Below are 11498 nucleotides of genomic sequence, written 5' to 3'. Positions count from 1 at the left end.
GGGTTATGCACATCTTCTGCACAGGCTACCAGTCGCTGTGTAGGAAGCGCAGCACTTGGCCATCGGGATCGCCCGCCAGTCGCAGGAAGTAGATGCCTGCAGGCCGTTGGCCCATGTCGAATCGCTGCACGCCGTGGAGCGGACCAGTCACGCTCCAGCGCATGGCCCCCAGTGCATCGAACACCTCAAGTCCCTTGGCCGTCCTCGCGCCCAGGTCAACCACGTGCTCCGTACCCTGCTGCCCCCTATAGCTCAGGGGCTCGGCAGAGGCCGCTTCGCTGATGCCGGAGCAGGGATCCACCACCACAGCCACGAAGGCTTGCGCATCGGCGCACGGCGCAAGGCCAGCCACGGCGTAGGTGTAAAGCCCGGGCTGGCTCGTGCCCGGGGTAAAGGTCCCGCTCACCGGCGTGCCCACCGGGTTCGTCCAAACACCGCCAGGATCAGGCGTGCCTCCGAGCAAGGTGATCAGAGACACGGGAGGATCATTCAGGCATATGGTCACCGTGGTGCTGCTTCCGGCATCAGGCGCCGCATTCACGGTGAAGAGGAACTCGGCCGTGTCGTTGATGCAGGGCGAAGTGCCGAACACCACGTACAGCACATTGTAGCTGCCTGGCGCGGTGAGCAGCGCGTTGGTGGTGGGCTGGCCATTGTAGAAGAAGATGCCCGTGGCATCACCGCCGTTCACATAGCTCACCAAGGGCGGGTTGCTGCCGCCGGTGCAAAGGGCCGTGCTCACATCAAGCCCAGCATTCGCCGGGTTCAGGAGCGTAACGGTGAGCGTGGCTTGATCCTGTGGACAGCCGCCGGGGCAATTGGTGTTGTAGGTGTACACGCCGCCTGGATCCGTGTAGGTGTCGAGCTGGCCGCTGAATGGCAGCGCATTGGGGCCTGTCCATGCCCCGCAGGCCGACGCACCGGTCATGTAATCGAGCAGGTTGTAGGTGCCTGAATTCTTGCAGAGCGTCACGCTGCCATCGGGGCCGGCGTACGGCGCCGCACTGATCGTGAGGCTCACGCCATTATCGGTGCCTGTCAGTGCAGGCGCGCTGCTCACCACGCGGATGCGGTAGCCGCTGCCGGGCGGCGTGGCGATGGGGATGGTGCAGGCGATGCTGCCCGCGGATGTGCTGGTCACCGATCCAATGTCGGTGGGCGAAGCGAAGCTCCCACTGGCATCGCTGAGCTGCGCGGTGAACACGTTGCCGCCGGTGAAGCTCCCGGTGATCGTGTACGGCACATTCACTTGCGCGCCCTGGCAGAAGCTGCTACCGGCGATGGCGCTGGTGACGATCGAGGGCGGAACATCAATGGCCGAGGTGATCACCACATCGTCAACGGCGAATGCGGGATCCTGCGCAGCGGTGGTGGTGCCATTGAAGAAGCGGAAGCCGAAGCGCAAGGTGGCCTGGTTGCTGAAGTCGGGCAGCGTGATGCTCTGCTGCACCCAGTTCGATTGGTTGCGGTACTGGCTGATCGGGGTGCTGATCAGGTTCCAACTCGCCCCGCTGTTGGTGCTGTAGTAAACCTCGCCGTAGTTATTGCTGCCGCCCGCGCACAGCCACCAGAAGCTGAGGGTGATATCGGCCGCGCCGGTGGCCACATCGGTGGTCATGCGCGCGAAATGGCTGGCAGCGTTGGCGCAAAGGCCATCGGCGGCCAGGAAGCAGCAGCTGAGGATGCCGCTGTTCTGCGCAGCCACGCTGGTGATGTGCAGGTAATTGCCGTTCGCATTGGAAATGCCCGCGGGCTGGCTGGGCGTGTTGCCCACGCTGAACGGCAACGGGAAGCCGAAGCAGATCACGCTGCCGCTGCCCCCGGCGTACACGTTATTGATCAGCCAGGTGTTGTCTGGCGAGGCGGTCGCGCCCCCTTGATCGGCGGTGTTGATGGCAAAGGCGGGGCTTCCATCGAAGTCCTCGCTGAAGAGCACGGTCTGGGCCGGTGCGGTAAGTGCGAATGCAAACAGGCAGGTGAGTACCGGGTGGCGCATGGATTCCTGGTTAGGATGGGCAAGATAGGAGACCCGCACCTATCGCTTCCACCACCCCATTCAACTTCGATCGCACTTCGACGGACGCCCCTCACCGCCGCCGTGCTGCACCACCCCAACCAGGAAGTAACGGACTTGCTGGTCCTTGCCGTGGCGAACGCTCTGGCCCGCCTTCACAGTCTGTGCCGGACCCTGTCGAGAAAAGGAAGTCGAGGCTCCATGGCCGCAGGGGCCGCGCTCGTGGTCGCCCTGCGGAGGCCGAGGGGCCAGGGGCAGGTACCCGACCATCGTCCTACGGGTACGCAGCGTTCATCAAGGTGCCATTGATGTTGCCCGCTCCGCCGTGGCAGCCTTTGCACACCGCACCGCGGTTGATCACCGATTCGCGAACCTGGCCATTGCTGCGGATGTAGCCCCAGACCCAGCCGTTCTCATCGGCGGCCGGGTCGCCGCTGCGCTTCAGCATCACCGCATAGGTGCCAAGGCCCGAAGCCTCGGGCCAAAGCTCCTTCACCACCAGCGAACCCTCAGCGAACATGGTGCCCTCCATCACTTTGCCCATGGTGTCGAGATGCGCAGCGGCGATGTCGTTGAAGCGCGTTCGCAGGAAAGCCTCCGCATGCCCCGACCCGCTCGTGCGCGGCAGCAGTGCATCACTGAACTTGTACCACACATCGGCTTCCATGCCGCTGGCGCGCGCCAGCAATTCGAGGTCGGTGGGCGATGCATCGGCCTCGTGCTTGCACGCGTGCAAGACGGCCAGGGCAGCGGCGATGGCGATCAATGCGGGGAATGTGCGGCGCATCATGACGGCTTGGTGGTGAAAAGTAACGCAGTCTGTCGGGCAAGGTTCAGGAGTGCGGGCTGAAGAGGAATGGCGCGGCCAACGTGCAAATCGCATCCATGCGACCGTATGGGCCCCAACTGATCGCGCTGCCCCTGCGTTAAGCGTGGCCACGGATCCAAGATCCGCGGCAGCGCTACAGATCCGCGTTAGCGGGGCGGACGCCTGTCGAGAAAAGAAGTCGAGCCTCGGCGGCCGCAGGTCAGCCGCAGACCGCAGGCCACTGCGGAGGTGTTCGTGCGGAGCGGTAATCGTGCAAGGACCTTTCGAGGTGGAGATTACCCCGGGAGGCATTGACCCGCCGGGCTCATACCCCTGGCGCATCATTACCCTATTAGTGATCAGCCCTTCTTGTTCATGTCCAGCATCTCCTTGATGCCGCCCACGCTGCTGAGCACGCCGGTGGCCTCGTAGGGCATGTAGATCACCTTGTTGTTCTGGCCGCTGGTCATGCTGGTGAGGGTCTCCAGGTACTTCATGGCGATGAGGTAGTTGGCGGGGTCGGCCTTGGCGCCGCTGATGGCCTGGGTCACGAGCTTGATGGCCTCGGCCTCGCCCTGCGCGCGGCGGATGCGGGCCTGGGCGTCGCCTTCGGCCTCCAGGATCTGGCTCTGCTTCTGGCCCTCGGCTTCGGTGATCTGCGCCTGCTGCACGCCCTCGGCCTGCAGGATCGCGGCGCGCTTGCTGCCCTCGGCGTCGATGATCTGCGCGCGGCGGTCGCGCTCAGCGCGCATCTGCTTCTCCATGGCCTCGCGGATGTCGCGCGGCGGGTTGATGTCCTGCAGCTCCACGCGGTTCACCTTCACGCCCCACTTGTTGCTGGCCTCGTCGAGGATGGCGCGCAGCTTGGCGTTGATCGTGTCGCGGCTGGTGAGGGTCTCGTCGAGGTCGAGCTCGCCGATCACGTTGCGGAGCGTGGTCTGCGTGAGCTTCTCGATGGCCAGGGGCAGGTTCTCGATCTCGTACATGGCCTTCACCGGATCCATGATCTGGAAGTAGAGCAGCGCGTTGATCTCGGTCATCACGTTGTCCTTGGTGATCACGTTCTGGCGCGGGAAGTCATAGACCGTCTCGCGCAGGTCGATCCGCTCCTTGCGCTGGAACTGCACGTACTTGTTGCCATCGGGCAGGTCGCGCGTGAAGCGGTACACGATCTCGCGCGGCTTGTCGAAGACCGGGATGATGATGTTGAAGCCGGCGGTGAGCGTGGTGCGGTACTTCCCGAAGCGCTCGATCACCATGGCTTCGCTCTGCTGGATGATGCGCACGCCCTTGGCGATGATCACGAAGGCGAAGGCCACTAACAGCGCGGGGATGATGTAGTCGGTCATGATGATCGGAGGGTTGAGGGGTTGAGGGGTTGAGGGTTGGGGGTTGGGGGTTGGGGGTTGAGGGGTTGAGGGGTTGAGGGGTTCAGGTCTCAAGCGATCTCAACCTCCAAGCGTCATGGCGCCACGGGCTTCACGATCACGGTGTTGCTGTCCACGCGCACCACCTCCACCACATCGCCCACGCGGAGGGCATGATCGCTCACGCACTCGGCGCGCCAATCGTCGCCGCCCACGGACACGCGGCCCAGGCGGAGGCCGGCCTCGAAATCCTGGGTGACGCGCCCGCGCTGGCCCACGAGCGCATCCACGTTGGTGCGCACGCCATTGTCCTTCCACATGCGCTTCATGAGCAAGGGGCGGAGCGTGAAGAAAGCCGTTAGGGAGACCGCCGCGCAGGCGATGAGCTGCACGGAGATGCCAGCGCCCAGGAAAGCCGCGCCGCTGGCCGCGAAGCAGCCCATGCTCACGCAGAAGAGCCAGAAGCCGGGCACGAAGATCTCGGCGATCAGCAGCACGATGGCGGCTGCGGCCCACCAGTGGTACGGGGAGAGATTCAGGTCTGCCATGTTGTTCGCCGTCGAAGATAGACGGGGCTTGGGTACACGCTGGCCGCGCTTCTGATGAGCGGCGGGCCTGCGGGCCGGGCGGCGTCCGGTATTTTCGCCCGCCATGTCCGGAAACGCACGCACCCCCGGTTTCCGTTTGGGGCGCGATACCCTGCTCACCTTCGGCACCGAGGGGCTTGCCCTGCTGGGCATGGTGCTGTCCTTCCGCTTGGCGGCGGAACAGAGCAAGGTCGATCTCGACCTGTACGTGATCGCGCGTCGCACCGTGGCCTTCCTTTTCCCGGTGGTGCTCATGGGAGCCATGGTGGGCCTCACCCGCTTCGTGGCCATGGATGCCGCGCCCGATGCCGCCCGACGCTACCTGCGCGGCGCATTCTCCGTGGTGGCGCCGCTGGGCGTGCTGGTGAGCGTGCTGAGCATCGTGCTCGCCGAGCCGCTGGCCTGGATGCTCTTCGGCGACAGCGGGAGCGCTGCGCTGGTTCCGCCCATCGGCGCCATGACCTTCGGCATGGCGGCGCATGGCGTAGCCTACGGCTATCTGCGCGGCAGGGGGCGGATCGTGGCGGCCAATGCCCTGCAGCTCATCGTGCTGGCCATCGGCCCCTGCCTCGCCTTGGTGCTCTTCACCGACATGCCCAGCGCGCTCTGGGCCACAGCCGTCAGCTGGCTGCTGCCGCCCTTGGTGGCCATGGCGCCAGACCTGATCCAGGACGATGGCCCCGTGCGCCGCGAGCGAGGCGAGATCCTTCGCTATGGCCTGCCGCGCGTGCCCGGCGATGTGGCCCTGGGCGCGCTGCTCACGGTGCCGGGCTACATCGCGCTGCGCACCCACGGGCTCGATCTCAGCGGCGAAGTGGGATTCGGCGCCACGCTGCTGAACATCGCTGCGGCGGCCTTCTCGCCGGTGGCCCTGCTGCTGCTGCCGGCCGCTGCGGCCAAGCTCGCGCGAGGAGAATATGACGACCTCTCCGCCCGCGTGGCCCGCATGTCGCGGCTGGTGCTGCTCGCCTCCGTGGCGCTCACGGCCGGCTTCGAGCTGCTCGCCTCTCCCCTGCTGCTGATCTACCTCGGCCCCACCGGCGAAGCGTACGTGCCCATGGCGCGGCTGGTCTTCATCGGCGCATTGCCCTTCGCGTACTTCAATGGCATGCGCAGCCTGCTCGATGCCTATTTCCGCACGCCGCGCAACGGCATCAACCTGAGCAAGTCATTCGCGATCCTGCTGCTCGGGGGCCTCGTTCACCTCCTGGTGCCTACGCCGTGGTACACCATGCCGGTAGTGCTGCTGGCGGCGCTCTGCTACCTGGGCCTGGCCACGTGGAGCGATGTCCGCTACGTGCAGGATGAATTGAGGCGCCTTGCCGCACAGGCCGATGGCGTGCTGCGAGTGGTGGTGGTGGTGCCCGAGGCCGAAGGCGGCTCCGTGTACGCCGATGCACGTGGCGAGGCGGACCGCCTGGGCACCATGGGCGCGCGCGTGAGCGTGATGCATCTGGAGAGCCGCACGTCGCTGTGGCGGCTCTGGCTGGCCCGGCAGCGCCTCAAGCGCTTGATCATCACCGAGCGCGCCGATGTGGTGCTCTCGCTCTATGGCTCGGCCGCCGGGCTGTTCACGGTGCTCAGCAGCCTCTCCCCCGTGGTGGTCACCTTCGTGGGCGATGATGTGCACCGCGCAGGGGTGCCGGGCGTGGCGCGGCCCTGGCTCGGCAGGCTCTTCTCGCAGTTCGCCGCCTTCTTCGCCGCAGGGTTGATCTGCCGCAACGGCACGGTGCGCGATGGCCTCTGGTGGCGGGGCAGCGAAGCCTTGGTGGTGGACGCCCCGGATGGGTCGCCGGAAGCCGCGTCGGCCACGCTCGCCCACCTGCGCTCCGTGGCCCTGCACAAGCCCATCGACCCATGAAGCTGCTCCTGGTGGCCGCTGCCAACTCGGTGCATACGCGCCGGTGGGCCGATGCCTTCGCGGAGCGCGGGCATGAGGTTCACGTGATCACGCAGCACGCACCGCGCGAGCCCTACCGGAATGATGTGCGCATGCATTTGCTGCCGCATCGCAAGGGCTTGGGCTACCTGCTGAACCGTTCAGCGGCCCGCGGCATCGCCCTTTCCATCAGGCCCGATGCGATCAACGCCCATTACGCCTCGGGCTATGGGACGCTGGCGCCGCGATTGAAGGGTGTTCCATTGATCCTGAATGTCTGGGGCAGCGATGTGCATGAATTCCCGGATACCAGCCCGCTGCACCGCTGGCTCCTGCGCCGCAACCTGCTGCGCGCCGATGCCGTGGTGAGCACGAGCGAGGTGATGGCCGGGCGCACCCGGCGCATCTGCCCGGAGCTGGCGCGGATCGCGGTGGTTCCGTTCGGCGTGGACCTGGATCGCTTCTCCCCAGCGCCGAAAGGCGGTGGCGCACTCGTCTTCGGCACCGTGAAGACGCTGGCTCCGAAGTATGGCATCGATACGCTGCTGCGCGCCTTCGCGGTGGCCGCCCGCGATCCCGCGCTCGCGCAGGCGCGGCTCCGCATCGTGGGCGATGGTCCCGACCGCAATGGGCTCGAGGCGCTCGCCCGCGCCTTGAGGATCGCGGATCGGACCGAATTCGTCGGGGCGGTGCCGCACGCCCAAGTGCCTGAAGAGCTGCGCCGGCTCGATGCCTGCATCGCCCTGAGCCGCACCGACAGCGAGAGCTTCGGCGTCGCGGTGATCGAGGCCAGCGCCTGCGGATTGCCTGTGGTGGTGAGCCGCGTGGGCGGGTTGCCTGAAGTGGTGGATGAGGGCCGCACCGGATTGATCGTGCCCAAGGAAGACCCGGAGGCCGCCGCCGAGGCCATGCTCCAGCTCGCGCGTGATGCGGGCATGCGCAAGGCCATGGGCGAAGCCGGACGGCTGTTGGTGCAGGCCCGCTATGATTGGAAGGACTGCGTGGCCAAGCAGCTCGCGGTGATCCAGGCAGCCATTGAAGCGAAGCGCACATGACCGGCAGGCGCCAACCGGATGCAGCGGCTCCGCTGCCTGACGCACCGCAGGTGCGTGTGGTGATCCCCTGCCGCAATGAAGCGGGCTACATCGGCCGATGCCTGCGATCATTGATCGCGGCGGATCGCAGCGGCCTGAAGTTCGAGGCCTGGGTATGCGATGGACTGAGCGAGGATGGTACGCGCACGGAGATCGAGGCGCTCGCTGCGGAGCATCCGTGGATCAAGCTCGTGGACAATCCGGCGCGCACCACGCCGCACGCCATGAACCTGGGATTGAAGCCCGCAGGCTACGACGTGGGCCTGCTGCTGGGCGCCCACGCCGAAGCGGAAGCGGATTTCCTGCAAGCGAACATCGCCGCCTTGCGCGCGCATGCCCGGGCCGGTTGCGTCGGCGGCATCATCGCAAACGTGTACACCGATGCCACCAGCAGGCGGATCGGCGCGGCCATGGGGCATCCGTTCGGCGTGGGCGGCGCGCACTTCCGCACGGGCCGCCGGGCCGGCGAGGTGGATACCGTAGCCTTCGGCGCGTACCGGCGCGAGGCGCTCGCAGCCATCGGCTTCGTGGATGAGCGCTTGGCCCGCAACCAGGACGACGAGCTCAATTTCCGGCTCGTCCGCGCCGGCTGGACCATCATCCTCGACCCGGCCATCCGGAGCCGGTACTACGTGCGCGCCGGCATGCGCAAGCTCTTCAGGCAATACTGGCAGTACGGCTATTGGAAGGCGTTCGTGGGCCGCTTGCACGGCACGGTGACCACCTTCCGCCAAGTGGTCCCGGCGGCATTCGTGCTCTTCCTGGTCACGGGCGCGGCCGCGTCGCTGCTCCATCCTTCGCTGGCCTTCGCTTATGCGGGCGGATCGGCGCTGTACCTCGTTGCGGCGCTGATCAGCGCGCTGCGCGCAGCCGATCGCCTGAGCGATGCGCCGGGCGTGCTCCTGGCCTTCATCACGCTGCACGTGGCCTATGGCGCGGGCTATCTGCGCGGCATCGTGGATTTCCTGCTGCTGCGGCGCGAGCCGCCGGGCAGCGCGGCCTCCAGCTCCCGCTGAAACGGCAGGGCCCCGGAATTCTCCGGGGCCCTGATCGTACTTGGGTGCTTCGGTCGCTGGCTTATTCAGCGCCCTTGTCTTCGTCCTTCGAGCGTTCCTTGCTCTCCATCGAGCTCTTCAGGTCGCTCAGCACGCCGAGGTCGCCGAGGGTGCTCTTCTCCACTTTCTCGTTCACGCTCTTCACGCTGGCACTGGTGGCTGCGCTGTCGCCTTCCTTGCGGGTGCGCTTGCCTTTGGCCACGGTCTCCAAGGGCTCTTCGCCCTCTTCGAAGGTGCGGGTATGGCTCAGGCCGATGCGGCGCGCGTCGGCATTGAACTCGAGCACCATGAAGGGCAGTTTCTCCTCCAGCTCGGCCTTCGAGCCATCGGCCTTCTTCAGGTGCTTGGCGGTCACGGTGCCTTCCACGCCATAGGGCAGGCTCACCACGAAGTTCTGACCGGCACGGCCGGTGATGGTGCCTTCATGGACGCTGCCCGGGGTGAACACGGTGGCGAACACCTCCCACGGGTTCTCTTCCACCTGCTTGTGGCCGAGGCTGAGGCGGCGGTTGTCCTTATCCACCTCGAGCACCATCACCTCCACTTCATCGCCCACGTTGCAGAACTCGCTGGGGTGCTTGATGCGCTTGGTCCAGCTCAGGTCGCTGATGTGGATCAGGCCATCGACGCCTTCCTCGAGCTCGGCGAAGATGCCGAAGTGCGTGAAGTTGCGCACCTTGGCGGTGTGCTTGGAGCGCACAGGGTAGCGGAACTCGATATCGGCCCAGGGATCGGTGCTCAGCTGCTTCATGCCGAGGCTCATCTTGCGCTCCTCGCGGTCGATGTTGAGCACCACGCAATCGATCTCCTGCCCTTCCTTGAGGAAATCCTTCGGGCTGCGCAGGTGCTGGCTCCAGCTCATCTCGCTCACGTGCAGCAGGCCCTCCACGCCGGGGCTCACCTCCACGAAGGCGCCGTAATCGGTGATCACCATCACCTTGCCCTTCACCTTGTCGCCGGCGTTCATGTCCGGGCTGAGCGCATCCCAAGGGTGCGGCAGCAGCTGCTTGAGGCCGAGGGCGATGCGGCGCTTCTCGTCGTCGAAGTCGAGGATCACCACGTTGATCTTCTCGTCGAGCTTCACCACTTCCTCGGGGTGGTTCACGCGGCCGTACGCCAGATCGGTGATGTGGATCAGGCCGTCCACGCCGCCCAGGTCCACGAACACGCCGTAGGTGGTGATGTTCTTCACCGTGCCCTCGAGCACCTGGCCCTTCTCCAGGCCGCCGATGATCTGCTTCTTCTGCGCCTCGAGCTCGGCCTCGATCAGCGCCTTGTGGGAGACCACCACGTTCTTGAACTCCTGGTTGATCTTCACCACCTTGAACTCCATGTTCTTGCCCACGAACTGATCGTAGTCGCGGATCGGCTTCACATCGATCTGCGAGCCTGGCAAGAAGGCCTCGATGCCGAAGACATCGACGATGAGGCCGCCCTTGGTGCGGCACTTCACGAAGCCGGTGATCACCTCGCTGGTCTCCATCGCGTGGTTCACCTTGCCCCAGGCGTTGTGCACGCGCGCGGTCTTGTGGCTCACCACCATCTGGCCGCCCTTGTCCTCCTGCTTCTCGATGTACACCTCCACCTGGTCGCCGATGGCGAGGTCGGGCTTGTAGCGGAATTCGCTGATGGGGACCACGCCCTCGGACTTGTAGCCGATGTTGATCACCACCTCCTTCTTGTTCATGCCCACCACGGTGCCCATGAGCACTTCCTTCTCGGAGATGCTGCTCAGGGTCTTCTCGTAGGCGTTCTCCATGGCCTGGTGCGCCTCGGCGCCCATGGCCTTCTTGTCATCCTCCACGCCGGCCCAATCGAAATCGGCGGGCGGCTCAGCGAAGGTGACCTTGTTGTTCTCGACAGTTGACATGCGTTCTGCTTCAACTTGTATCCCGGGCCGTGGGGGGGCTGCCCGAGAGGGTTCCTGATGCGGCGCCCGGTGCTCCCCTTGCCGGACGTTCCCCGGGCCCGCCACGGAGGGCGGGGGAAACGGGGCCGCGAATGTAAGCTGAAGGATTGGACCAGGAATGCCTCGCGGGCGCAGATGCTGCGGCCCGCCGCACTTGCGGGCTCACGGCTTCCGAAGCGCGTAGTAGAGGGTCTTCATGCACTCATTGTTCACCATGATCAGGCCCGCCTCGCTCTCCCACCATTTATCCGGGTCGTAATCGCGGCCAGGGGCGGCGCGCATGATCACCTCCACGCCCGGCTCCAAGGCCTTGCGGAAGACCCGGCCCGCCCGGCGGGTGTGGAATTCCGTGGTGACCACGATCACCCGGCTCAGGCTGTTCTCCGCGCAGAAGCGGCGCACCGCCTGGGCTTCTTCCGCGGTGCTGGTGCCCTCCTCGATCAAGGTCACCCGGTTGAGCCCCGTGCTGTCGAGCCTGGCGGCATCGCGACCCAGGGCCGCATCGGTGCGCTCGATGCCGTACACGCGCAGCCGTTCGTCGGGGATTTCCCCAGTAAAGACCAGGCGCGGGGCCCATCCTTCGCGCAGCAAGCGCGCGCCAAGCGGTGCGCGCTCCACCGGTGCGCCGCCGAGCACCACGATCGCATCGGCGGGGGCCAGCGGGTCCTCCTCGATCAGCCAGTGGCCGAGCGCGAGCATCACAGGCACCCGTGCGAACCAGAGCACCGCTGCCGCGACGGCCAGCACCAGCAAGCGCCTCATCCACCGCACGGCGCGCGATCGTG

At 66.1% G+C, this 11498-nt stretch carries 9 protein-coding genes; 3 read left to right on the top strand and 6 right to left on the bottom strand.

Annotation, left to right across the window (positions count from 1 at the left end; all coding sequences use genetic code 11):
• Nucleotides 1–25: 25 nt before the first annotated feature.
• The 4 genes from IPM12_11045 to IPM12_11030 all read right to left on the bottom strand — a co-directional run bounded on the left by IPM12_11045 (nucleotide 26) and on the right by IPM12_11030 (nucleotide 4737).
• Nucleotides 26–1996: a hypothetical protein gene (locus tag IPM12_11045; protein ID MBK9148335.1), complete on the bottom strand. Its 1971-nt coding sequence runs from the start codon at nucleotides 1994–1996 to the stop codon at nucleotides 26–28.
• Between the two features lie 292 nt (nucleotides 1997–2288).
• Nucleotides 2289–2804 carry a hypothetical protein gene (locus IPM12_11040; protein MBK9148334.1) on the bottom strand — a complete coding sequence of 172 codons (516 nt, stop codon included), beginning with the start codon at nucleotides 2802–2804 and terminating at the stop codon, nucleotides 2289–2291.
• Between the two features lie 377 nt (nucleotides 2805–3181).
• Nucleotides 3182–4171 carry an SPFH/Band 7/PHB domain protein gene (locus tag IPM12_11035; protein MBK9148333.1) on the bottom strand — a complete coding sequence of 330 codons (990 nt, stop codon included), beginning with the start codon at nucleotides 4169–4171 and terminating at the stop codon, nucleotides 3182–3184.
• Between the two features lie 113 nt (nucleotides 4172–4284).
• Nucleotides 4285–4737, bottom strand: a complete 453-nt coding sequence (locus IPM12_11030; GenBank protein ID MBK9148332.1) for an NfeD family protein — start codon at nucleotides 4735–4737, stop codon at nucleotides 4285–4287.
• Nucleotides 4738–4840: 103 nt separating this feature from the next.
• Between IPM12_11030 and IPM12_11025 the strand changes: the two genes are divergently transcribed.
• The 3 genes from IPM12_11025 to IPM12_11015 are packed head-to-tail and all read left to right on the top strand — an operon-like array spanning nucleotide 4841 to nucleotide 8765.
• Nucleotides 4841–6637 carry a hypothetical protein gene (locus IPM12_11025; GenBank protein ID MBK9148331.1) on the top strand — a complete coding sequence of 599 codons (1797 nt, stop codon included), beginning with the start codon at nucleotides 4841–4843 and terminating at the stop codon, nucleotides 6635–6637.
• Nucleotides 6634–7710: a glycosyltransferase gene (locus tag IPM12_11020; GenBank protein MBK9148330.1), complete on the top strand. Its 1077-nt coding sequence runs from the start codon at nucleotides 6634–6636 to the stop codon at nucleotides 7708–7710. The genes IPM12_11025 and IPM12_11020 overlap by 4 nt, the downstream gene beginning before the upstream one ends.
• Nucleotides 7707–8765, top strand: a complete 1059-nt coding sequence (locus IPM12_11015) for a glycosyltransferase family 2 protein (GenBank protein MBK9148329.1) — start codon at nucleotides 7707–7709, stop codon at nucleotides 8763–8765. The genes IPM12_11020 and IPM12_11015 overlap by 4 nt, the downstream gene beginning before the upstream one ends.
• Before the next feature lie 61 nt (nucleotides 8766–8826).
• On the opposite strand, the gene rpsA is transcribed toward IPM12_11015, so the two are convergent.
• Complete coding sequence (gene rpsA / locus IPM12_11010) at nucleotides 8827–10674, bottom strand: 30S ribosomal protein S1 (GenBank protein ID MBK9148328.1); 1848 nt, start codon at nucleotides 10672–10674, stop codon at nucleotides 8827–8829.
• A gap of 201 nt (nucleotides 10675–10875) precedes the next feature.
• On the bottom strand, nucleotides 10876–11475 hold the full coding sequence (locus IPM12_11005; GenBank protein MBK9148327.1) for a YdcF family protein: 600 nt from the start codon (nucleotides 11473–11475) through the stop codon (nucleotides 10876–10878).
• Between the last annotated feature and the right edge of the window lie 23 nt (nucleotides 11476–11498).

It is taken from the genome of Flavobacteriales bacterium (assembly GCA_016716605.1).
Taxonomy (GTDB): domain Bacteria; phylum Bacteroidota; class Bacteroidia; order Flavobacteriales_F; family PHOS-HE28; genus PHOS-HE28.
Note: the sequence above shows the minus strand (reverse complement) of the source record. Positions and strands in the feature narration are given on the sequence as shown.